Source organism: Rhodococcus sp. BP22 (assembly GCF_014281965.1).
GTDB lineage: Bacteria > Actinomycetota > Actinomycetes > Mycobacteriales > Mycobacteriaceae > Rhodococcoides.
Genome location: NZ_JACFTB010000008.1, coordinates 12,663 through 35,255, shown reverse-complemented (window position 1 = coordinate 35,255; position 22,593 = coordinate 12,663). Strand labels below are relative to the sequence as shown.

Sequence of the window (22,593 nt, the reverse complement as noted above, 5' to 3'; positions counted from 1 at the left end):
GGCACCCCAACCAGCACGCTATAAGGTGATCACCGATGACGGTTATGTGGTTCGGACTAGCAGTGATCGCGCTCGCGGGTGCGGTCGCCCTTCTCTATGTCGATCGATCGCGCCGCGACCAGCTGGGGCGAGTTCGACAGATGTGGGCGAAGGCCCAGGGCTATACCTACGCCCCGACGGATGATCAACTGATCTCGCATTTCCATCGGGCAGCGCTGGCCAAGCTCGACGATGCGATTGCTCTCGACGTCGTACGAGGCGTCCGCAGGGGCGAGAAGTTCGTGCTGTTCGACGTCGAGGAGACCTCGACCATCGTGGCGGTCAAGCGTCCCGTCGGGTCCGACGTCGATATCGATCTTCGTCTAAAATCGACTCCGCCTCCGCGTGAGAAGGACATGGAATTGCTCGGGGCGATCGGTCCGCGCGTCGTGTTCGCCACCGATATCGAAATCGCTCGCCGGGTCTGCGACCAGCGCATGGCGGCCTTCACCGAGTCCGTCCCGGCGCACGTGTCGTTGCTGTGGAGCGAAAGCGAATGGGCACTGGGGTCGGTGCCGCTGAGCAGCACGGGTCGCGATTGGGACGCCGCTATCGACGCTGTGGCCAGACTGTCGGGACTGCTTCACGTGCTGCCACCCGTCCGGAATCGCCCGGCTGCTCCCCGAGCCGAGGTGCCGCGTCGCCGCCCCGACGTCGACGTGGGCGGGCGCGCGCCGAACCGTCCACCGGCACCGGCACCGGCACCGGCACCCGCACCCGCCGCCCGGCAGGCTCCGCGCCCACCCGTAGCCGCACCCGTGGACCCACCGCGACGCCCGAGTGGCCCGACCCCGATCAATCGCGACGCAGAACGGCGTCGACGCGAGTCCTGAGGACCAATGATCGATCGGAACGACGCCGGGTTCTTTCAAGACGCCATCAAGTGTCTTCGAGCAGATAGCCTTCACGTCTATGACCGCTGAGTCGATCGAACCTGTGTCCGCACCCGCTTCGCGCCCCGTCGCGCTCGTCACCGGTCCCACTTCGGGTCTCGGTGGTGAATTCGCGCGCCATCTGGCATCGCGCGGCTACGACCTCGTGCTCGTCGCTCGCAACGAGTTGAAGCTGCGAGCCCTCGCCGATGATCTTCGCGTCGGATTCGGTGCGAACTCGGAGATCATTGCCGCGGATCTGGCCACCTCCGCCGGACGCGAGACCGTGATCGCGCGTTTGGAACTGGGCGTCGAGTATCTGGTCAACAACGCGGGCTTCGGTACGTCGGGCGAATTCTGGACCGCGGACCCGGACCTGTTGCAGTCGCAGTTGGATGTCAATGTCACCGCCGTCATGCACTTCACCCGGGCAGCGCTCCCGTCGATGGTCGCCGCGGCCAAGGGCACAGTGATCAACGTTGCGAGTGTGGCCGGCTTGTTGGCCGGACGAGGCTCCACCTACTCGGCGTCGAAGGCATACGTCATCTCGTTCTCCGAAGGATTGTCCGGTGGTCTCGCCGGCACCGGCGTTCAGATCCAAGCCCTGTGCCCTGGCTTCATCAAGACCGAGTTCCATCAGCGGGCGGGTATCGAAATGTACTCGATCCCGAGCTTCATGTGGTTGAACGTCGAGCAGGTCGTGCAGTCCTCGATGAAGGATCTGGACAAGGGCAAGGTCATCAGCATTCCTGGCGCACAGTACAAAGTTCTGACAGCCGTCGGCAGCAAGGTGCCCAAAAGCGCCGTCCGGAAGCTGACCAATCTTGTCGGGCGAGGACGCGGACGGACCTAATTCGCGCGACGCGGGCGAGCCTGCGGGCGTGTCGGGCCGAACACCGATAAATTCATACCTCGTGACTGTTTTCGTGGTTCTTGCGATCCTCGTACTCGTTCTCCTCGCCTACACGGCGAGCATCGAACGGCGAATCCGACGCTATTCGTCTCGTACCGCTGCGAGCCGACATCTCGTGACCGTCGAACTCGATCGCCGTCACGTGCAGCTGGAGCCGTTCATCGCTGCCGTCGAGTCCTCGGACCTCGATCCGAAAACTGTCCGTGCCCTGGTCGGTGCTCGGTCGTGGTCCAAGGCAGTCCGTGAGCGCGAACTGGGTCTCAACGCACAGGCGGCCGCGGAGAACGCGTTGTCTGCCGCAGTGCACTCGGTGCTCGCGGAATCGGACATGCATCCCACGCTCAAGGCCAAGTGGGCCTTCCAAGGTCCCGCCGGCGATCTGGAGACGACCGAGAAGCGGATCGCAGGCGCAGTGCGGGTGTACAACGACAATGCATATCGACTCTCGCTGGCGCGTACGACGTTTCCATCGAAGTTGATAGCGAAGGCGTTGAAGGTGCCGGATCCAGAACCGTTCGTCGAGCATGCCGCGTCGGCCGGCGAACAACCGGAGGACTTGCCCGCGCAGCTTGCCTGATCCTCTGTCGGTCGACGGGCGCGGAGTCGGTAGATTCTTCGGAGACGACCGAAGGGATTTCTCCATGGCCATCAGCGCCGACAATGCCGAGCGGGCCGAATTGGCCGGGCTCGTACGTGAACTTGCCATCGTCCACGGCAAGGTGACGTTGTCCTCGGGGAAAGAGGCCGATTACTACGTCGACCTACGCCGTGCGACGCTCCACCACCGAGCGAGCGCGCTGATCGGTTCGTTGATGCGCGAACTCGTCGCGGACTGGGACTTCGACTCGGTCGGCGGGTTGACCATGGGTGCCGACCCCGTTGCGTTCGCAGTCATGCACGCATCTGGTCGCCCGATCGACGCGTTCGTCGTGCGGAAAGCAGCGAAGGCGCACGGAATGCAGCGCCAGATCGAAGGTCCCGACATCGTCGGTAAGCGCGTGTTGGTTGTGGAAGACACCACAACCACCGGCAATTCGCCGTTGACTGCCGTCGCAGCGCTGCGGGATGCGGGTGCGACGGTCGTCGGAGTTGCCACCGTGGTGGACAGGGCAACTGGTGCCGACGACGTCATTGCCGCCGAGGGGCTCGAATACCGCTCGCTGCTGGGCTTGGCTGACCTAGGTTTGTAGACGCCCTAGTTTGTAGGCCCCGGTCGGACTACAACAGCTGAGCGACCACGATGAAGTTGTCGTTCGTCGGTTCGCCGCCGCGCACGTCGCAGTTGGCGAGGATCAACCTTCCCGGCACAGAGCGGCGAAGGTCGTTGTCGCCCAGTAGCGAACCCTTCGGCAGCGGGCCGACGCTTTCGACTGCGTATTCGAGAACCCCGTTGGGGGTATCGAGGACGACTCGGTCGCCCGGCTGTGCGACGCCGAGTGCCTTGAACGGTGCGTCCTTCTTCGAATAGTTGTGGCCCACAACCACTACGGTCTGTTGGGCATCGGTTCCCGGTAGCCCGCTCTCGGCCCACCATGCAGGTCGCTCGTCGACAGGATTCAGTACCTGCCCACTGTCTCCTCCGCGGAAGAGTCCGTCGGGATTGACCGGGCTGCTCATGTAGGTGACGCCGTCGGAAGAGCGTAGTTCGATGGCGTCGGGTTGGGCCGGATCGACGACCGCGGCAGTCGGTGAAGGCGCCGAAATCTGCGCCTCCACCGACTCCCTGCTGGGACTGCTCACGTCGGAACCGTCACTTGCGCAACCGGATACAGCGATAAGCAGTGCCGCAGTGGTAACCCAGATGGATCTACGAAGCATCGGCACCGTTGCGGCGACGCAGGTACAGTCCGCCACCGACTGCGGCCACGGCGACGACTCCGACACCGGCAAGGATCGCCGGCAGAGGGCTGGAGTCGGAAGAACCGCTCGATGCTGAATCGGCTGAATCACCCAGCGCCAGATCGACGGCAGGCAGTTCGCCGGCAACCGTCATGACGCCCTGGTCGTTCGTGGTGAAGTAGTCGGCGACGGTGAAGGAACCGTCTTCGTTGAAGACACCGATGAGTTCGATGCCGGTCTCGTCGACGACCACGGTGGTCTCGTCGATCTTGGTGCTGTCGACCTCGTCGTGAGCGGTTCCACCCAGGTTGATGGTCAAACTGAGCTTCGGGCCACTGGCGGCAAGGTCAGCGGCCTTCTTCTTCAGGTCAGCTTCGGCCTTGGCCGCGGTCTCGGCGGCGGTCTTCGCAGTAGCAGCAGCGGCCTTCGCTGCGGTCACGGCCTCGGCCTTCGTCTTTGCGTCGGCGACAGCGGTAGCTGCGGCAGCTGCGAGTGCTTCGGATTTCTCGTTCGCGGCGGTGGCGTCAGCCTCTGCCTTGGTGAGCGCAGCGGCTGCTGCGGCCGCCTTTGCTTCCAGATCGGCGACGTTGTCACCGGCGGTCGCGGCAGCTTCGGCTGCAGCGGTTGCGGCGGCCTCCGCTGTCTTCAGATCTGCAGCTGCCTTGGTTGCGGCAGCCCGTGCTTCCTCGGCGGCCTTGGTCGCGGCAGTGGCCTCCTCAGTGCTCGCCGCTGCGTCTGCTTCGAGTTCTGTTGCTCTGGCGTCTGCAGCTGCAGACGCTTCTGCAGTTGCTCTGGCCTCGACGGCCAATGACGCCGAGCGGGCCGCAGTAGCCACTGCTGCGCGGACGGCTGCGGTGACCTTCGCGAGGTTGAACTTCTTGAACGCTTCTTCGACGGCGGCGACGGACTCGCGCAGTTCCGTCGTCGACTTGTCGAAGTCGGCTTGTGCAGTCAACGCGATTTCTGCTTTCGCGTCGGCCTCTGCCCGTGCTTCGGCGGCGGCTGCGACGGCGTCGGGGTCACCCGCTGCCGCTGCGGTGGCCTCTAGTTCGATTGCCTTCTTCTCGGCGGCCGCGGCTTCTGTCTTCGCTTTATCAGCGGCATTCTTCGTCTCGGTAACCTTGGCATCCAACGTTGCTTTGTCGTTCTTGGCCGCGGTGGCTGCGGCGGAGGCGGCGATGCTGGCAATGTTGGCCGCTTCCGCTGCCTTCGTCGCGTCGGTCGCGCTCAGTGCGGCGCCTGCGGCATCGAGCTCGGCTTTGGCTGCGGCGGTGTTAGAGGCTGCTGCTGCGGCGACGGCTGCGTCGTAGCGAGTCTGGGCGGCGACTGAGGCTTCCGCGGCGGCCTTGCTGGCGATCTCGGCGTCGGCGAGCGCCTTCTTCTCCGCTTCGGAGAGCTGCGGGACGACGGTGACGTCGATGGTCGCGGTGCCGTCGTCGTTGATGACTACGCCGGCCGTGACCTGAGGCAGTGGGCGCTCGGCGGACGGTGCCTCGAGAGGAACGATAGGTCCGACCTCGGCGGCGTCACCCTGGTTGGCTGCGGGAACGGCGGCGTTGGGCACCACGCTCTCGGATGCGCTCTCGCCGGTATCCGGGGCCGTTTCGTCGGTCGGTGTCGTCTCTTCGCTGACGCTGGGAGGCGTAGTCGGATCTTCTGCGTAGGCGATGCCGGGTGCGGCGACCGTCAACGACATTGCGACTACCGCGCCGGCCGCGGCAATGCGGGCACGCCGAGACCGAGAGATCGATTTGTGCGACATATATGTGGAGCCCTTCAGTCGGTAGCGGTCTGAGCCGCTGTATTTCCGCCCCGACACGGAATTCAGGTTAGTGAGACATGCATACGAGCGTTCCAAGACCGTAACGGACCTGACGGTCTTCAAAGCTTTACTTCGGGTTTGGTTATCGAAGTGTTACGTGTGGGACGCCTGTGACTGAAGTGGTTTAGGTGGCTGAGCTGCGTCGATAGTCGACTGTGATTTCCCGTACCTTGTACATGCGGTGGGGGAGTCGTCGACGCGCCACTACCGCTGGATCAGGACGGGTTGTTCTCTCCCAGAAACGCAGCGATCTCGCGGTCCCAATCGGCGTGCCTTTGAGTGTCGAGACGAAAGCGGACCGCAAAATAGGTGCCGACGAAAATGGATGCGGCGGCGATGAGGCTGCCGAATCCGGTGAACAGTGCAGTGACGACGGCATCGGCCCCGGTTGCCGGAGGTGCGGTCTGGTCGCCGTCTCGGTCGACCCATATCGGGAGCTGGGTGCCGGCGGGGCTGCCCGGAGGCAGGGAGACCTGTCCCTGATGGTCGAGCCCGTCATAGCTCCACGTCGCGTCGACGGTAGCGCTGGTAACCGATCCGACTTCGCTCTGCAGGACGGGTGCGATATCGGCGACGGTCGTGGTAGTGGCAGTGACCTGGCGGACACTGCTCTCCTGTGCTGCGACCCGACTTTGCCCGACGGCGAGGGTGGACATGCCGATCCACGCAGCTACCGGCAGCATCAGGATCATCAGGGTGAGGACGGTGGTCTTGATGGTGGACTGAATGCGGTCCGAGCGGCGAACCAGTGGGTTTCGCTCGGCAAGATGAGATGACCGGGGCGTCCCGGCGTGCTCTGAATGCTTTCGGCGCATCGTCATCCCCAAGTGTTCTCTCGCGTGTCCAACTATCACCATGACAACCTTGGGGCCTGCGATCAAGCATTCAAGGTCAGCATCACATATCTGCTCAGCTCGACCGACGATGGAGGAAACAAATCCGATGAAGCGATCGACGTTCTCACGTGTTGCATTCGGTTCGGCTGCCGTCGCGACGGTTTTCGGTGCGGTCACCGGGAACGAGACGGTGCACCGGGTGGCCAAGCCCCTCATCGTTCCTGCGCTCGCGCTCGGGATGCGACGCTTCTCGCCGGTCCTCGGGGTAGCGCTCACGGCCGCCACCGTCGGGGACGTTCTGCTGCTGGACCCGGATGACGATTCGAAGATTCTGCGCGGAGCCGGGGCGTTCGCCGTCATGCAGGGTTGCTATTGCGCCCTTCTCGCTTCGGCAGGCGGTCGACCGACCCTTACCGCTGCCGTACCGCGCTTTTTCGGGTGGGCGGTGGCGTCGTCACAGTTGGCGAGAAAGTCACCGGAGGTGGCTCCGGGGTTGGCCGGGTACGGCGTGACTCTGGCGGCGATGTCGACGTTGGCTGCAGATCCAGCGTCCGCACCAGGAGCTGATGTATTTGCGGGTGTCGTGGTGCCGAATTCCGATCCGCGTTCCTGGCAGGCGCTGGGCGGAATCCTGTTCACCGTCTCCGACGCGTTGATCGTGTACCGACGGCTCTATCTTTCGAGCGAGATGTCTCGGCGGGTTGTCGAAGGTGCGATTCTGGCGACGTATTCGGCCGCTCAGCTACTTCTCGTCGAAGGATTCACCAGGCAGAAGTAGGACGCGGTGGTGGTCCGACGGGTCGACCATGATCGGCAAGGTTCGACCGGTTTGGAATCGCGCTGTCTCCGACGGGGGTATCGAATAGACGATTCTGCCGACGTAGGAATCCGAACCGGGAACTGTGAACGCCAAGTCGAGTTCCATTTTCCTCTCGTCGATCCTGCGACTCGCCTCGACCGTCGCCCAGCCTTCGACCCCGTTCTTGGCCAGTCGTCGCTGTTCGGCAGTGGGGCGGTTGGCGACCATCATGGCCAACGCGAGCGCCGTACCGAATCCGGCAACCAGGCCGACAATTTGGTAGGGCAGAGTACCGGGCGGTGTATGCGTTCGCAGTAAGCCGGCCCAGATGATCAGCACAATGAGGTAGCCGACAGCGACGAAGGCGACCGAGCGCAGAATTCGTTCGTGATTCACCGAAATCTCCTCGAAGATCTACTAAGAGTAGTCCTGAAATCTGTCCAAATGTTTACCGATAATCTCAGTAACCCCTATCCTGTCGTTGTGCCTACTCGAACTGTGTTCATCACCGGCGCGGCAGCCGGGATCGGACGGTCCACCGCATTGAAATTCGCTCGCTCGGGATACCTCGTCGGGGCCTATGACATCGACGAGACCGGATTGGCGTCGTTGAGCAAGGAGATCGCCGCGGCCGGTGGCCGTGTAGTGACGGGAGTTCTCGACGTCACCGACCCGGTTCAGTGGGCAGATCGCCTGACCGAATTCGACACGGAGTCCGGCGGGCGACTCGACGTCCTGGTCAACAACGCGGGCGTCCTCGTCGCGGGCAAGTTCGAAGAGATTCCCCTCGCCGTGCACAAGCGTCAGATCGACATCAACTTCAACGGGGTCGTATATGGCACTCTGGCAGCCTTCCCGTATCTGAAGGCCACCCCCGGTGCGCAGGTCATCAACCTCTGTTCCGCATCAGCGATCTACGGCCAACCCGAACTTGCCACCTACGGCGCGACGAAGTTCGCGGTTCGCGGAATCACCGAGGCCCTGGACCTCGAATGGGCGGAGTACGACATCTCGGTGAAAGCGATGTGGCCGCTGTTCGTGCAGACCGCGATGACCCAGGGTGTGTCCACGGGCACCACCAACTCGCTCGGTATCAAGCTGACGGCCGACGACGTCTCCGAAGCGATCTTCGACGCCACCCAGCCTTCGAAGCGCCTACTGCACAAGGTTCATTTCCCGGTGGGGTTGCAGTCCAAGGTGATGTCCATCGGCTCACGATTCTCGCCGGCATGGCTGACGCGTGAGATCAACCGCCGTTTGAGCCACACCTGACCCCACCCCACAGCGCTTGTCTCGGTGCGCCGGTAGGGTCGCACTGCGAAACAGGTCAGCGAGAGTGGGGGTCGGGGTATTTCATGGTGGACAAGCGTCTTGTAGCAGCGGCAGTTTTGGCGGTGTCGGCACTGTTGACGGCATGTGGCAGTGAGTCCGGTGCAGAGGTGGCCGCAACCTCGCCGCCGAGTACGACGAGTGCGCCCGCCGCTACCACTACTACGACGGTCGCGCCTGTTCCCGTCACCACTACCGAGGCGCCGCTTTCCACGACTACCGAGCCTGCTCCACCGCCGATGCCGCAGACTACGTATGCCCCGTTGCAGGGCGCCTACTATTTCAGTTCGCCGGACGGGCAGTTCCAGTGCGGGATCGTCACTCTTCCTTCGCGGACGGAGGCAGGCTGTCAGGGCACGACAACTCCGGTTCCACCGCGGCCGGAGTCGTGCATGATCAGCTGGGGCAACGGGATTCGCGTCACCAATGAAGGCGCAGCCGAGTTCATGTGCTCCGGTGGCGCGGTGTACACCTCGGGTGGTGAGACGGTCGATCCGCCGCTCGAGGTGGGGCAACAAATCGTCGGCGACGGTTACACGTGCATCTCTGCCGCCGACGGTATCTCTTGCAACAACGACGAGACCGGCCACGGTTTTCGCATTGCTGCCGACAGTAACGAAACCTTTTGAGCGACATGGAATCCGGAGTCGCAGCCGAAGCCGGCCCGACGGAGTGGGGAGAGGCCCCCAACGGCGTCGGTCCGTGGATCGAGGAGTACGCAGCACCGCGGCCGACCGATGCTCGTTACGACGCCGAGCTGCTCGACAATGGAGATCGACGCAACGTCGTCGATGCCTATCGGTACTGGACGCGCGAGGCGATCGTTGCGGACATCGACACTCGTCGGCACAGTCTTCACGTCGCGATCGAGAACTTCACGAACGACGCCAACATCGGCACAGTGGTCCGGACGGCCAATGCTTTTGCTGCGCAGGCAGTTCACATCGTCGGTCGTCGTCGGTGGAATCGGCGGGGTGCGATGGTTACCGATCGCTATCAACACATTCACCACCACGCCACGGTCGCGGACTTGCTCGAGTTTGCCCGAGCGAACGCGCTGACCGTTGTCGCCGTGGACAACACGCCGGGGTCGGTGCCGCTGGAAACGGCGGTTCTGCCGCGTGACTGCGTGCTGTTGTTCGGTCAGGAAGGCCCAGGAGTGACGGAGGAAGCCCGCGGCGCCGCCTCGATGACGGTGTCCATCGCCCAGTTCGGCTCGACTCGAAGTATCAACGCCGGAGTGGCTGCGGGTATCGCCATGCATTCCTGGATTCGGCAGCATGCGGACTTGTCCTCGGCGTGGACCTGACTCCTTGTGTCACTCGTCTTGCCTGTAATGGCAGGATCGGGGCATGCAGGAGCAATGGTCGGAGCGTGCGGACGCCGCGGAGGGGGCGGTCTACGCGCGCCACGTGCGTCGATTGTGGGGACTGCCCGGTACCGCGCTAGGAGTGGTGGCGTGGCCCCCCGTCCGGCGTGAACGACTGTTCGGACGTTGGCATTACTGGTGGCAGGCGCACTTGCTGGATTGTGCTGTCGACGCGGCTACTCGAGCGCCCACTGTCAAGCACCGCAGGAAGCTGTCCAAAATTGCTCGCGCACATCGCATTCGGAACATCACCGGATGGACCAACAACTATTACGACGACATGGCATGGCTCGGCCTTGCGCTGGAGCGGTCGCAGCGGTTGCACGCTGTCGACAATCGGTCGGCGATCCACACGATCGAATTGGAGTTGTTCGACGCCTGGGCGCCGGAGAAGGGCGGCGGAATACCGTGGCGTAAGGGTGACGATTTCTACAACACTCCGGCGAACGGGCCTGCGTCGATGCTGCTGGCCCGCACCGGTCGGCTCTGGCGCGCACAGGCTATGGCTGACTGGATGGACGCACACCTCCGCGACCCGGCGACGGGCTTGATCCTCGACGGCATTCGCACGGGCGGCGAGCTCGATCGTGCGGTGTTCAGCTACTGCCAGGGCGTCGTGCTCGGGGTCGAGACCGAATTGTCAGTTCGTCTCGACGCGCCGCGGCATCGCGCACGCGTTCACGCGCTGGTTGCCGCCGTCGAGACGCACCTGTGCCGTGATCTGGTGATCGTGGGCGGGGGCGGCGGTGACGGCGGTCTGTTCGACGGCATTTTGGCGCGCAACCTTGCTTTCGTCGCCACGACGCTCCCCGGTGAGTGCGACGAGGACGAACAGGCTCGCTCGCTGGCGGCGTCGATCGTTCTTGCATCGGCGAAGGCCGCGTGGGAGAACCGACTCGAGGTCGAGGACCACCCGCTGTTCGGTGCCGCCTGGAACAAGGAGGCGCGCTTGCCCGGGTCGGGGCATTCCATCGCCACGTTCACCGGTGGGACCGTTCGCTCGTCCAGGATTCCCGAGCGGGATCTATCGGTCCAACTCAGTGGGTGGATGTTGATGGAGGCCGCCCACGTCGTCTCCGCGGCCGGCTTCCGTTAGTGAAGCTCTACTCGCGAACCTCTTCCACCTCGACGATTTCCGTGGGTCGGGCCATCTCTTTGCGGTACTGCCAGATGCCGAGTGCGGTACCCAAGACGAGCGCGACGATCATCGCGATCAAGACTGCCGGTAATAGCCACGGGACCTGCTCGAGGAAGCTGCCGAAGTAGAAGCCGATGAGCAGCAGTACCGGGGCCCAGATAATGGCGCCCAGGGTGCTGGCGATCGTGTATTTGCGATGGTTCATGTTTGCTGCGCCTGCGACCATCGGGCACAGCGTGCGGACCCATGGAATCCAGCGAGCCACGAGTACCGCCCAGAAGCCGTGCTTCTCCAGCAGAACGTTCACTTTGTGCAGGTTTTTCGTGTTGAGATACTTGCCGTCCTTGCGTGCGACGAGTTTGGAGCCGGTGCGGTGGCCGATGACATATCCGGCTTGATTTCCCGCGATTGCGGCGATCATCGCGCCCACCGACAGCGCCCAGATATGGCCGACTCCGGAAGAGTGCGTGGCCATGACGATGCCTGCCGTGACGAGCATCGAGTCACCGGGAAGGAACAGGCCGATGATGACAGCACATTCGAGGAACACGAATGCGACGACGATGGTCCATACGACAAGGGGACCGGCAGTGGTGAGCGGTCCGAAACTGCCCAGAGCCGCGATAGTCTCGGACGCTTGTCCGTTGTTCTGGCCGATCATGCGCGACGCACCATGTCAGGAAGTGGCGTCCCTCTGCGATTCGATCGACTCGGTCGCTTCGGCCAACGGAGTCTTGCGTGCCCTGATCATCCGTTTGCCGACCTCGATGACGATCGGCAGCACCGAGACGAGAACGATGACGATGAAGATGATGTCGACGTGCTCGCGAATGAAGTCGATCTGGCCGAGCAGGTAGCCGAGCATCGTCACACCTGCACCCCAGAGGATGCCTCCGACGACGTTGTAGGTCAGGAACAGCGAGTACTTCATCTTCGACGCACCCGCGACGACGGGGGCAAACGTGCGAACGATCGGAACGAAGCGCGCAAGGATGATGGTGATCGGCCCGTGTTTTTCGAAGAAGGCATGCGACTCGTCGATGTACTTCTTCTTGAAGAAGCGCGCGTCGTTCGATTTGAAGAGGGCGGTACCGCCCTTGGAACCGATGAGGAATCCCACTTGGTCACCGAGGATCGCGGCGATGGGAATCAGAATCAGCAAGAGCCAAATCGGTGCGAACGGCTCGATGTCCGTTGACTTCGAGGCTGCGATCAGCCCTGCTGTGAACAGCAGCGAATCACCGGGTAGCAGGGGAAACAGCAACCCCGATTCGATGAAAACGACTAGCAGCAATCCGACCAACACCCAGGCGCCGAACGAATTGAGCAGGTTGACCGGATCGAGGAACCCGGGCAGCAAAGCCAGGTTGGTCGTCACGGATTCCGAGGCGGCATTCAAACTCACGGCGCTCACACTACCGGCCGAACCTGGGAGAACCTGAACAACAGGTTTCGACCTCGATTTCAGAGCCCCTGCGGTGGGTCCCGGGCGACACAGCGTCGGAGGGTTGCCATACTGCAGAGGACACACGGCGCGCGCCGCTACGCGTGAGCGCTCGCCGATCGACTCTTTACATGGAGGAATCCGCCGTGCCGATCGCAACTCCCGAGGTCTACGCCGAGATGCTTGGCCGGGCGAAGGAACACCAATTCGCATTTCCGGCTATCAACTGCGTAGGTTCCGAGTCCGTCAATGCCGCCATCAAAGGCTTCGCCGACGCAGGTAGCGACGGCATCATTCAGTTCTCCACGGGCGGCGCCGAGTTCGCGTCGGGCCTCGGGATCAAAGACATGGTCACCGGCGCAGCAGCCCTCGCCGAGTTCGCTCATGTGATCGCCGCGCGATACGACGTCACCATCGCGCTGCACACCGATCACTGCCCGAAGGACAAGCTCGACACCTACGTGCGTCCGCTGATCGCCCTGTCCCAGGAGCGCGTCGACGCAGGCAAGAACCCGCTCTTCCAGTCACACATGTGGGACGGTTCTGCGATCGCAATCGATGAGAACCTCGAGATCGCCAAGGAGCTGCTTGCCCTTTCAGCGGCAGCACGCATCATCCTCGAGATCGAAATCGGCGTCGTCGGTGGCGAAGAAGACGGTGTCGAGGCCGAGATCAACGACAAGCTCTACACCTCGAACGAGGATTTCCTCAAGACCGTCGAAGCTCTCGGGGCCGGCGACGCGGGATCGCGCTACCTGCTCGCGGCAACGTTCGGCAACGTGCACGGCGTCTACAAGCCGGGCAACGTCAAGCTGAAGCCTTCGGTGCTCGCCGACGGCCAGAAGGTCGCGTCGGAGCACCTTGGTCTTGCCGAGGGTTCCAAGCCGTTCGACTTCGTCTTTCACGGTGGATCGGGTTCGGCGAAGAGCGAGATCGAAGAGGCGCTCGGTTACGGCGTCGTCAAGATGAACGTCGACACCGATACCCAGTACGCATTCAGTCGGCCGATCGCCGGACACTTCTTCAGCAACTACGACGGCGTCCTGAAGGTCGACGGCGAGGTCGGCAACAAGAAGGCCTACGACCCCCGCAGTTACCTGAAGAAGGCCGAAGCAGGGATGACCGCTCGCGTCATCGAGGCGTGCAACGACCTGAAGTCCGCCGGCCGCAGCGTGTCCGCCGGATAGGACCCTTTCTCGACCGACTCGGCCCCGCAACGAGCTTTCGTTGCGGGGCCGAGTGCTGGGCCTGACGAGTGCTGGGCCTGACGAGTGCTGGGCCTGACGAGTGCTGGGCCTGATCAGAGAGTTACTCCGGGGGCGCGGGGCTACTCGGGCTACATACTTTCCACACGTCGCCGTCACGGCGCAGGTCGAAGGTGCGGGGTGAGGTGTCGGCGGGATTGGCCGCGGTATGCGCAAGGACCTGCGCAATCGCGGTGTCACCGGTCACCTGAACGGCGTCGATGCTTTCCACGACCGGAACATTGCCCTGCTCGACGGCAATGCGGTGGACGTCGGCGAAATCGGCGTCCGGGATATCGCGGTAAAAGGTGGCAAGTTCGCCGCACGAGGCGCTTCGGAGAGTCACCAGATCTCCGGTGCTCAATGCTTGTGTGAACGATTGGATCGACGTTCTGATCTGCGCATCGACCGAACTGCCCTCGTCGTCGCGCGAGACGTAGGCGAAGCCCGCGACACCGATAGCGACGATCAAGACCGAAGCGCCCACGAGTGCGGCGATCCATTTTCTGCTGCCGGACTTCCTGGACGGAGTGCTCGGCGTCGGTTCGATGCGCTGTGGCCGTACCTGCGGCTGCGAGAGCTCACCACGCGCGGGGATGCGTCGCGGTGCAGCCGGCGGTCGGGCAGCTGGCGTGGCGCCGGCGGGCTTCACGGTCGACGGCGCCGGGTGGGGCTGCTCGGTGGCCGGCTGCACCTTGGCAAGAGCGGTGGTTTCCGCTTCGGCCGGATCGGGAGCTTCAGGAGGCGGGGTCTTCTGTGTCGGCGGCTGCTTCGCGGCCGGTGGTTCTTGTTTTCGAATCGCCTCGGTGGCGGGCTCTTCGCCCACCTCGCTCGACTTGTCCTGCGGATCCGACACCCTGTTCTCCCAACTGACCGGACTGTGCGACGCAGACGAGCCTAGCGAGCGGAAGGGTGGGTGGACGCACGCGCGCGGAGTGTCGGGGCACAATAGGGTCCATGACTTCTTTCGGTGACCTGCTTGGACCGCAGCCGACGCTCTTGCCTGGAGACGAAGAGGCAGAGTCGGCTCTTCTGAATCACGAGGACCCAGCGAAGGTGGCTGCCGACAATCCGACGGCCTCGATTGCCTGGGCATATTTGGCGGAAGCCGCGTTGACCGCTGGACAGACGATCACCGCTTACGCTTATGCGCGTACCGGTTACCACCGCGGACTCGATCAGCTGCGTCGCAACGGATGGAAGGGGTTCGGGCCGGTCCCGTACAACCATGAGCCGAACCGAGGATTCCTCCGATGCGTCGCCGTTCTTGCAAAGGCTGCGCGCGATATCGGCGAGAACGACGAGTACGCCCGCTGCCTCGACCTACTCGAAGACTGTGACCCCAAAGCGGCGGAAGCGCTCGGCCTCGGCTGATCGGTTCCGCCCGACTGCACGGCGCGGCAAGTCGCGGCTGAAGTCCGGTCGCATGCGGCTTCAGGTTTCGATGTTGCCGATCATCCAATGTGCCCTGGCGGCCGGTGTCGCGTGGTTCGTGGCTACCGACCTGGTCGGGCACCCGCGTCCGTTTTTTGCCCCGATCGCAGCCGTCGTCTCACTCGGCCTGTCCCTGGGGTCTCGGTTGCGGCGTTCTGCGGAACTGGTCGTCGGCGTCGTTCTGGGAATCGGCGTCGGCGACCTGATCATTTCGGCGATCGGCAGTGGACCGTGGCAGATCTCGCTGGTCATCGCGCTGGCGATGTCGACGGCAGTGTTCCTCGACGGCGGTCCGATTTTTGCGATGCAGGCGGGATCTTCTGCGGTTCTCGTTGCGACGCTGATTCCGCCTGGAAATTCCGGTGGCGTCGACCGGATGGTCGATGCGTTGATCGGCGGACTCGTCGGCATCGCGATCATCGCGCTGATTCCGACGCATCCGGTGTGGCGGGCACGCAAGGACGCGGCGAAGATTCTGAAAACGGCGTCGGATGTGTTGCAGAAGGTGGCCGACGGTCTGGTTGCCAACGACCCGAAGCCCATCGAGGAAGCGCTGAAGAAGGCGCGTGCGACGCAGTCCGATATAGATACTCTGCGCACTGAACTCAAAGGTGGCCGAGAGATCGCGCGGATCTCGCCGATGTATTGGAGGCAACGCCACCGTCTCGCGGGTTTGGCCAAGACAGCTGATCCGCTCGACAATGCAGTGCGCAATATTCGGGTGCTGGCGAGGCGTTCGCTGTCTCTGGTGCGTGACGACGAGATCCTCGATCCGCGACTGGTCGACGAGGTCGAGAAGCTTTCTCAAGCTGTGGATGTGCTGCGGCGGATGATTCTCGCCGATCCCGGGCAGCGTCCCGACGCAGCCGACGCAGCGCGGGTGCTGCGGACGGTCGCATCCGGCGCGAAACCTGAACTGATCGACAATGCTGGTCTGTCCGCGACGGTGGTGTTGGCTCAGTTGCGGTCGATCATCGTCGATCTGCTGCAGGTCGCCGGACTGAAGCGGATATCGGCTCTGGCGACGTTGCCGCCGACCGTCGAGAAGCCGGGAGTGACCCCGGACGTGCTGTAACGGGACAGCCCGTTGCACATATGCGTATGTACGCATATGGTGAGGTCGAATCGAACGACCGGAGGGGAATCATGGGCGCGGGGCACGGACACAGTCATGGCATGTCGGGATCCGCGCAGGCTGTAGACCCGTCGAGCAGTCGGATCCGCAAGATGTTCATCGCGCTGGCGATCCTCGTGGCATTTCTCATCGTCGAGGCCACGGTGGCGTTGGCGATCAACTCACTGGGTCTGCTGGCCGATGCCGGCCACATGCTTACCGACGTGCTCGGAATGTCGATGGGACTGATCGCCCTTCTCCTCGCACGCAAGGGGAGCGCCGTCGCCGCTCGGACTTTCGGATGGCACCGCGCCGAAGTCCTCACCGCGATTGCCAATGCAGTCCTACTCCTCGGTGTCGCGGCCTTCATCATGTACGAGGCCATAGACCGAATCGGCGATGCGCCCGACATCCCCGGGTTGGCGATGATCCTGACGGCCGCGGCCGGTCTCGTGGCCAATCTCGTTGTCATGCTTCTCATTCGCGGCGACGCCAAGGACAGTATCGCGGTACGAGGCGCCTACATGGAGGTGTTGGCCGATGCAGTCGGCAGCGTCGGCGTCCTCATCGCCGGTGTGCTTCTGCTGGTGTTCGATTGGACGTGGGCGGACGTCGTCATCGGTGTGCTCATCTCGCTGTGGGTCGTTCCGCGTGCACTCAAGCTGGCTGGGTCCGCGTTGCGCATCCTGACGCAAGCGAGCCCCGGACATGTCGATGTCGAGGCCGTCGAAGCCGATCTCGCTGCTCTTCCCGGTGTCGTCGGAGTGCACGATCTCCATATCTGGACGCTCACCACAGGTATGGACGTCGCGACGGTTCACCTCGAGTGTGATGGCTCCGGTTCGGTACTGCTTCAGCGCGCAAAAGCAGTACTGACGACCTACGGTCTCGATCACGCAACCGTCCAAGTGGAACCGAGCGCTCAGGGCGCGATGTGCAAGGACGAACTCACCTGGTGAAAGTCTGCACTGGGGCGCCCGGTTTCCACAGCCGAACCTTCAACTCGTCCTCGACCAGCTCCGTCAGGACGACCTCGGTGATATCGAGATCGAAGACGTTGTAGGGGGACAGTTCGGGAGGGGCTGCGTCGAATATCCTCTGCAGCGCTTCGGGATCCACGAGTTCGACGGCACGCCCCGAGATTTTCGCGTCGCCACCCTCCATCGACTGATCTCCGGGGTTGGTGTGGATCGCATATCGTGGATCGCGCTGTAGGTCACGCGCTTTGAGGGCATTGAGCATCGAACCCAGTCGCAAGGTTCCATTGTCGAGGAATTCCACCTCGGTGCCGCTTACTCGGGGCGATCCGTCTGCACGGATCGTTGCCAGTACATGATGGTTGTGTGCGCCGAACCTGGCGGAAACGGCCTTCGCCAGTTCTGGTGCCGCGCTCTCGAATTCTCCCCACGTAGCCATGGACACAGTATGCAACTGTGTTGGTCTCACGAGAAAGGGCGCTTACGGCACCAACACCACCTTCCCGATGTTTCGGCGCTCGGTGAGGATTTGGTGCGCCTCCGCCGCACGTTCGAACGGAACGACGTCCGAGACCACCGGCGCGACGGTGCCGTCGTCCATCGGTGCCCGCAGCGGGGTTATCCATGGCTCGAGGGTGCCGCGGTCGTCCCACAACCGCAGCATGTTCAGGCCGATCACCGTTTTCGAAGCCGACATCTGATCCATGGCATTGAACCCACGGAGCATGCTCAACACCTGCGGTACTGCCTTGAGCAAGCTGCGCGTGTCCCCGGACACCACTGAGCTCGCCCCATATGCGACGAGGCGTCCACCGGGGCGCAACTTTGCGTAGCTGCGCTTCATCGCGGTACCGCCGAGCGCATCCATGACCAGATCGAACGGAGGCAGGCCCCGGTCCCACCCGCGCTTGTTGTAGTCCAAGGCGACGTCGACGCCGAATCTTCTGATGGCGTCGTGCTTTCCAGGTGAGGCGGTGCCATAGACCGTGGCTCCGTACCGTTTGGCGATCTGAGTGGCAGCTATTCCCACGCCGCCCGCTGCTGCTTGGATCAGTACGTGTTCACCCGCGCGGAGACTCCCATAGCCGATCAAGCCGGCCCAAGCAGTCCCATAATTCACCGGGATCGCAGCTCCCTGCTCGAAACTCAGTGTGGCAGGTAGATGCACCGCGTCCTGCTGCCGCACACAGACCTCCTCGGCATACCCGCCGAACCTGGTCCCGGCAAAAACGCGATCTCCGACCGCGAAATCGGTTACATCCGAGCCGATCTCGGTGACGAGACCGGACACCTCGTAGCCGACGACGCTGGGCAGCGGTGGGGCGTCGGCATACAACCCGAGCCGAGCCATCACGTCGGCAAAGTTCACTCCCGCTGCCCGTACCTCGATGCGTAGTGCGCCGGGTGACAGTGTGGGGGAGGGCCTTTGCTGAACCTGAAGGACGTCCGATCCGCCGTTTCGGGTGATGACTATTGCTCGCATGGACAAACGATATCGTGAAAGATCCACGATGGTACCGTAAGTCGTGTTCAGGCCCAGAATCGCATGAGGTAATTGCCGTACTGGGCGTAGATCTCCGGAATTCCGGACAGGCCGAATATCCAATAGATCGCGCCGAAGAATGCCGAATTGATAGCCGGGACGAACAGGAATGCGACAAGAACGAGAATTCCGTAGCCCTTGAAATTCGCGAGCGCACGACGGGTGTCGTACGCCAGATATGGCTCGAGTGCGGCGTAGCCGTCGAGACCCGGAACCGGGAGCAGATTTAGAATCGTGGCCATAACTTGGAGAAATGCCAGAAAGCTGAGTCCCCACCAGAAGACGAGGTGATCGCCGTTCATCCCCCAAATCCGGATTATCGTTAGGAGTAGAACAGCAATCAGTGCATTTGCGGTGGGACCGGCCAGCGCGATTCGACGCTGAACTCCGGGCGCAAACATTCCCGAACGCACATAGACAGCGCCGCCGGGCAATCCGATTCCGCCGATGGCGATGAAGATGATCGGGAGCACGACCGACAGGAGCGGGTGTGAATATTTCAGCGGGTTCAGAGTCAGATACCCACGCAGTTCCACCTCGCGGTCACCGGCACGGAACGCAGTGAAAGCATGCCCGAACTCGTGCAGGCAGACCGAGACGATCCAACCGGCCAGAACCAGCACGAAGACACCCGCGCGCGCCCACGTCGAGGTCGGCTCGGCCGTCCATGCCAGCGCACCACCGGCTGCGGCGACGGCGACAACCCCGAGAAATATTGGACTTGGCTTCACCGCACCAGCAACCACTCCTGGTCGTGGCGGTAGAACGTCGAGCGTTTGACCTCACGGTCACCCGGGACACCGTCGCGCGTCAGTTGCGCAGCGTTTGTCCCGAGCTGCATCGCGCGGCCGAAAGTCCACCGTCGTTCGAACAATCGACGACGGCCGATGACGCGGGCCTTCAAACCGGGCATCTCTGGCGTCGGCATCACTTCTACACCGGAGACAGTTCCCGAGAAGAGCTTTGTGTCGTCCACATACGCCTCGCCCTCCAGATCGCCGCCGGCACCTCCTTCGACCAACGCTTTTCCTACGATTGCCTTGCCCGCATCGTCACGAATGAGGGGCGTCAGTGTGGCAGTGCCGGTCATCGCCACTTTCGCGGCGCCTGAGCCACTTCCGAGCCGGTAGTTGCTGCCCGCCGCGGTCGTCGTCTCGGGGACGTATGCCAGCTCGATGTGCAGGCGTTCGGTCCGCATGAGTCTGGTCAGTACCGCCGCCAGTGATGCGTCGTCACCGAGGACGATCACTCGGGGATCCAACACTGCTCCCACTTCCGCAAACAACGCATCGCATTCGTCGTTTGTGGGGATCTTCGAAGCCGACGTCAACGGAACGTCGGTCAGCGTGATCGGCAGGAGCGGAGTTCCGCATTGCAGGACGAACGGTGTCACAGTGCTCCCCATGCGGGCCGGTCGACGGCCCGCGCCTTGTCTCGAGTCTTTCGCATACTGTCTGGAGTCTTCCGCATACTTTCGCCAACCACCGTAGCGGCACAACGGGCAAGCCGTTGCCTCGGCTAGACTGACGCCCCGGCACTGCCGTGAGCTTGGCAGCACGCTGCAACAGCCACCACTGCACAAGAAGTCACTGCACCAGAAACCACCAGGAGAGCACATGCCGGCGATAGTCCTGATCGGCGCCCAATGGGGCGACGAGGGCAAAGGCAAAGCGACCGATTTGTTCGGCGAGCGACTTCAGTGGGTCGTTCGCTACCAAGGCGGCAACAACGCGGGCCACACGGTGGTGCTCCCCAGCGGCGACAAGTTCGCTCTGCATTTGATTCCGTCGGGCATCTTGACGCCGGGCGTGAAGAACGTGATCGGCAACGGCGTCGTAGTCGACCCTGGTGTGCTGCTGTCCGAACTGGCAGGCTTGGAAGAGCGCGGCGTCGACACCTCTGGCCTGCTGCTCAGTGCCGATGCGCACCTGATCATGCCGTACCACGTTGCCATCGACAAGGTAACCGAACGCTTCCTCGGTGCCAGGAAGATCGGCACGACGGGACGCGGTATCGGGCCTTGCTACCAGGACAAGTTCGCCCGAGTCGGCGTCCGCGCGGCCGACGTGCTCGACGAGAAGATACTCACGCAGAAGGTCGAGGCCGCACTCGAGTTCAAGAATCAGGTGCTGTCGAAAATCTACAACCGGCGCGCACTCGACCCGCAACAGGTGGTCGACGAGGTTCTCGAGCAGGCAGAGGGCTTCAAGCACCGAATCTCCGATACGCGACTCGAGTTGAACCTTGCACTCGAACGCGGTGAGACGATCCTGCTCGAAGGCTCGCAGGGAACGCTGCTCGACGTCGACCATGGCACCTACCCGTACGTGACGTCGTCGAATCCGACGGCAGGCGGCGCAGCGGTCGGGTCCGGCATCGGCCCCAACAAGATCACTACGGTGCTCGGCATCTTGAAGGCGTACACGACACGTGTCGGATCGGGCCCCTTCCCGACCGAGCTGTTCGACAACTTCGGCGAGTACCTCGCGAAGCAGGGTGGCGAAGTCGGTGTCACGACCGGGCGTGCGCGTCGTACCGGATGGTTCGACGCCGTCATCGCGCGCTACGCAACGCGCGTGAACGGCATCACCGACTACTTCCTGACCAAACTCGATGTGCTCTCGAGTCTGGAGACCGTCCCGATCTGCGTTGCCTACGACGTCGACGGCGTGCGTCACGACGAAATGCCGATGACACAGACCGATTTTCACCACGCCAAGCCGATCTACGAAGAGATGCCCGGATGGTCCGAAGACATCACCGGTGCGCGGACGTTCGAGGAACTGCCGATCAACGCGCAGAACTACGTGCTTCGCCTCGAAGAACTGTCCAAGGCATACATCTCCTGCATCGGTGTCGGTCCCGGTCGGGATGAAACCATCGTGCGTCGGGATATTCTCGGCTAATCTCTTCAGTTCTAGATTATCGGCCCCGAGAGCTCAGGCTCTTGGGGCCGATTTTTTTATAGCTGCGCGAGCTATTTGAAAACTGCTATTTACCCAATTCAGAGATCATTACCATCGGTAAATTTGTTTATTCGATAAATGTCTTACACGCTCCCGGTCTGAATGGGGCACTCGTAAACGCGGGTTTCGGTCGTAATCCGATCACACGGGAACGTGACGATTTTCTGGTAAAGAATGGTTAAACAAATCTTTTGGACTTTTAAGTTTGCTTAGGTAACAAACCGGTTAGTCTTGACGACACACAGGTTGCCGCACCAGTTGCGTGGGCCAACCCGAGGCCAACTCGATCCATTCGGATCGCCCCTATCTGGCCTACTCACTGGGCCACACCAGAGAAAGCAGAACGATATGAAAAAATCAACCAAAGGCGCAGTAGCCGCAGGCGCGGCAGCAGTATTGCTGCTCGGCGGTTTGGGATCTTTCGCTCTGTGGAACGACAGCGAAGATATCGCCGGTGGAACGATCACATCGGGTGAATTGTCGTTGACCGAAGCGACGGCACCGGTGTGGCGTCAGACGACAAGTGATGTGAAGCCGGCAGGCGACATCGCCGACATTTCGGCTTACCGAATTGTTCCGGGCGACATCATCACCTACTCGGCCAGCTACGGCATCTTGGCTGACGGTGACAACCTGTTGGCTGACCTGTCGGTCGATATCGCTGACATCGCCCCGGGTGCAAGCAATGCGGAGCTGGTTGAGGCTGTCGACGTCAGTATCGCTGCCACGTCTGGCCCGACGCAACTACCAACCGACGGTGGCAAAGTTCGACTCACGTCGGGCGATCAAACGGTGAACCTCACCATTACATTCGACTTCGATGAGACGACCACAGACCAGGTTGCGCAGAACCAGCAGATAGACCTCGAAGCCTTCACTCTTGTGCTCGAGCAGTCTCGGACCCTGTAGTCGAGT

26 protein-coding genes are annotated in these 22,593 nt (G+C 62.6%); 15 read left to right on the top strand and 11 right to left on the bottom strand.

All coding sequences use genetic code 11. The features are described from left to right. The first annotated feature begins 44 nt into the window (after positions 1-44). From H2510_RS17420 to pyrE, 4 genes are all read left to right on the top strand, one after another. Positions 45-872: a hypothetical protein gene (locus tag H2510_RS17420; protein WP_186629714.1), complete on the top strand. Its 828-nt coding sequence runs from the start codon at positions 45-47 to the stop codon at positions 870-872. 79 nt (positions 873-951) lie between these two features. Beyond that, a complete protein-coding gene (locus H2510_RS17415; RefSeq protein ID WP_222438865.1) occupies positions 952-1,764 on the top strand; it encodes an SDR family oxidoreductase in 813 nt (270 codons plus the stop codon). Positions 1,765-1,825: 61 nt separating this feature from the next. After that, entirely contained in the window at positions 1,826-2,401 is a 576-nt protein-coding gene (locus H2510_RS17410; protein WP_186629570.1) for a LemA family protein, read from the top strand. 64 nt (positions 2,402-2,465) lie between these two features. Further along, complete coding sequence (pyrE, locus tag H2510_RS17405) at positions 2,466-3,014, top strand: orotate phosphoribosyltransferase (protein WP_186629569.1); 549 nt, start codon at positions 2,466-2,468, stop codon at positions 3,012-3,014. A gap of 28 nt (positions 3,015-3,042) precedes the next feature. On the opposite strand, the gene H2510_RS17400 is transcribed toward pyrE, so the two are convergent. The 3 genes from H2510_RS17400 to H2510_RS17390 all read right to left on the bottom strand — a co-directional run bounded on the left by H2510_RS17400 (position 3,043) and on the right by H2510_RS17390 (position 6,300). After that, a complete protein-coding gene (locus H2510_RS17400) occupies positions 3,043-3,564 on the bottom strand; it encodes a class F sortase (RefSeq protein WP_315901411.1) in 522 nt (173 codons plus the stop codon). Positions 3,565-3,631: 67 nt separating this feature from the next. Further along, entirely contained in the window at positions 3,632-5,425 is a 1,794-nt protein-coding gene (locus H2510_RS17395; protein ID WP_186629567.1) for a hypothetical protein, read from the bottom strand. A 275-nt stretch (positions 5,426-5,700) separates the two neighbouring features. Continuing rightward, complete coding sequence (locus tag H2510_RS17390; protein WP_186629566.1) at positions 5,701-6,300, bottom strand: hypothetical protein; 600 nt, start codon at positions 6,298-6,300, stop codon at positions 5,701-5,703. A gap of 127 nt (positions 6,301-6,427) precedes the next feature. On the opposite strand from H2510_RS17390, the gene H2510_RS17385 reads away from it, so the two are divergent. Further along, complete coding sequence (locus tag H2510_RS17385) at positions 6,428-7,099, top strand: lysoplasmalogenase family protein (RefSeq protein ID WP_186629565.1); 672 nt, start codon at positions 6,428-6,430, stop codon at positions 7,097-7,099. On the opposite strand, the gene H2510_RS17380 is transcribed toward H2510_RS17385, so the two are convergent. After that, positions 7,064-7,516, bottom strand: coding sequence for a hypothetical protein (locus H2510_RS17380; protein ID WP_186629564.1), 453 nt, complete (start codon positions 7,514-7,516; stop codon positions 7,064-7,066). The two genes, H2510_RS17385 and H2510_RS17380, sit on opposite strands and share 36 nt — an antisense overlap. Positions 7,517-7,564: 48 nt before the next feature. Here H2510_RS17380 and H2510_RS17375 point away from each other — a divergent pair, with 48 nt between their 5' ends. The 4 genes from H2510_RS17375 to H2510_RS17360 all read left to right on the top strand — a co-directional run bounded on the left by H2510_RS17375 (position 7,565) and on the right by H2510_RS17360 (position 10,914). Then, positions 7,565-8,392: an SDR family oxidoreductase gene (locus H2510_RS17375; RefSeq protein ID WP_186629563.1), complete on the top strand. Its 828-nt coding sequence runs from the start codon at positions 7,565-7,567 to the stop codon at positions 8,390-8,392. Between the two features lie 83 nt (positions 8,393-8,475). Next, complete coding sequence (locus H2510_RS17370) at positions 8,476-9,078, top strand: DUF6636 domain-containing protein (protein WP_186629562.1); 603 nt, start codon at positions 8,476-8,478, stop codon at positions 9,076-9,078. 5 nt (positions 9,079-9,083) lie between these two features. After that, a complete protein-coding gene (locus H2510_RS17365; protein WP_186629712.1) occupies positions 9,084-9,758 on the top strand; it encodes an RNA methyltransferase in 675 nt (224 codons plus the stop codon). A 43-nt stretch (positions 9,759-9,801) separates the two neighbouring features. After that, on the top strand, positions 9,802-10,914 hold the full coding sequence (locus tag H2510_RS17360) for a glycoside hydrolase family 76 protein (RefSeq protein WP_186629561.1): 1,113 nt from the start codon (positions 9,802-9,804) through the stop codon (positions 10,912-10,914). Between the two features lie 7 nt (positions 10,915-10,921). On the opposite strand, the gene H2510_RS17355 is transcribed toward H2510_RS17360, so the two are convergent. After that, positions 10,922-11,617 (bottom strand): DedA family protein, encoded by a 696-nt coding sequence (locus tag H2510_RS17355; protein ID WP_186629560.1) that lies wholly within the window; start codon positions 11,615-11,617, stop codon positions 10,922-10,924. Positions 11,618-11,632: 15 nt separating this feature from the next. After that, positions 11,633-12,361, bottom strand: a complete 729-nt coding sequence (locus H2510_RS17350; RefSeq protein WP_186629559.1) for a VTT domain-containing protein — start codon at positions 12,359-12,361, stop codon at positions 11,633-11,635. A 185-nt stretch (positions 12,362-12,546) separates the two neighbouring features. Between H2510_RS17350 and fbaA the strand changes: the two genes are divergently transcribed. Continuing rightward, a complete protein-coding gene (gene fbaA, locus H2510_RS17345) occupies positions 12,547-13,587 on the top strand; it encodes a class II fructose-bisphosphate aldolase (protein WP_084345862.1) in 1,041 nt (346 codons plus the stop codon). Positions 13,588-13,708: 121 nt separating this feature from the next. Here fbaA and H2510_RS17340 read toward each other — a convergent pair whose 3' ends face one another. Next, positions 13,709-14,500 carry a hypothetical protein gene (locus H2510_RS17340; RefSeq protein WP_186629558.1) on the bottom strand — a complete coding sequence of 264 codons (792 nt, stop codon included), beginning with the start codon at positions 14,498-14,500 and terminating at the stop codon, positions 13,709-13,711. A gap of 101 nt (positions 14,501-14,601) precedes the next feature. On the opposite strand from H2510_RS17340, the gene H2510_RS17335 reads away from it, so the two are divergent. From H2510_RS17335 to H2510_RS17325, 3 genes are all read left to right on the top strand, one after another. Then, complete coding sequence (locus H2510_RS17335) at positions 14,602-15,018, top strand: DUF3151 domain-containing protein (RefSeq protein WP_186629557.1); 417 nt, start codon at positions 14,602-14,604, stop codon at positions 15,016-15,018. A 52-nt stretch (positions 15,019-15,070) separates the two neighbouring features. Beyond that, positions 15,071-16,153, top strand: coding sequence for an aromatic acid exporter family protein (locus H2510_RS17330; protein WP_186629556.1), 1,083 nt, complete (start codon positions 15,071-15,073; stop codon positions 16,151-16,153). A gap of 71 nt (positions 16,154-16,224) precedes the next feature. Continuing rightward, positions 16,225-17,151 (top strand): cation diffusion facilitator family transporter, encoded by a 927-nt coding sequence (locus tag H2510_RS17325; protein WP_186629555.1) that lies wholly within the window; start codon positions 16,225-16,227, stop codon positions 17,149-17,151. On the opposite strand, the gene H2510_RS17320 is transcribed toward H2510_RS17325, so the two are convergent. Genes H2510_RS17320 through H2510_RS17305 form a run of 4 tightly spaced genes read right to left on the bottom strand, consistent with a single transcriptional unit; the run spans position 17,141 to position 20,117 of the window. Further along, entirely contained in the window at positions 17,141-17,608 is a 468-nt protein-coding gene (locus tag H2510_RS17320; protein ID WP_186629554.1) for a pyridoxamine 5'-phosphate oxidase family protein, read from the bottom strand. The two genes, H2510_RS17325 and H2510_RS17320, sit on opposite strands and share 11 nt — an antisense overlap. A gap of 42 nt (positions 17,609-17,650) precedes the next feature. Then, positions 17,651-18,652, bottom strand: a complete 1,002-nt coding sequence (locus tag H2510_RS17315; RefSeq protein WP_186629553.1) for a zinc-binding dehydrogenase — start codon at positions 18,650-18,652, stop codon at positions 17,651-17,653. Between the two features lie 47 nt (positions 18,653-18,699). Next, positions 18,700-19,443 carry a site-2 protease family protein gene (locus tag H2510_RS17310; RefSeq protein WP_315901410.1) on the bottom strand — a complete coding sequence of 248 codons (744 nt, stop codon included), beginning with the start codon at positions 19,441-19,443 and terminating at the stop codon, positions 18,700-18,702. After that, positions 19,440-20,117 (bottom strand): hypothetical protein, encoded by a 678-nt coding sequence (locus H2510_RS17305; RefSeq protein ID WP_186629551.1) that lies wholly within the window; start codon positions 20,115-20,117, stop codon positions 19,440-19,442. The genes H2510_RS17310 and H2510_RS17305 overlap by 4 nt, the downstream gene beginning before the upstream one ends. 211 nt (positions 20,118-20,328) lie before the next feature. On the opposite strand from H2510_RS17305, the gene H2510_RS17300 reads away from it, so the two are divergent. Continuing rightward, positions 20,329-21,618 carry an adenylosuccinate synthase gene (locus H2510_RS17300; RefSeq protein WP_186629550.1) on the top strand — a complete coding sequence of 430 codons (1,290 nt, stop codon included), beginning with the start codon at positions 20,329-20,331 and terminating at the stop codon, positions 21,616-21,618. Positions 21,619-22,026: 408 nt separating this feature from the next. Next, positions 22,027-22,587, top strand: a complete 561-nt coding sequence (locus tag H2510_RS17295; RefSeq protein ID WP_186629549.1) for an alternate-type signal peptide domain-containing protein — start codon at positions 22,027-22,029, stop codon at positions 22,585-22,587. Positions 22,588-22,593: the final 6 nt, after the last annotated feature.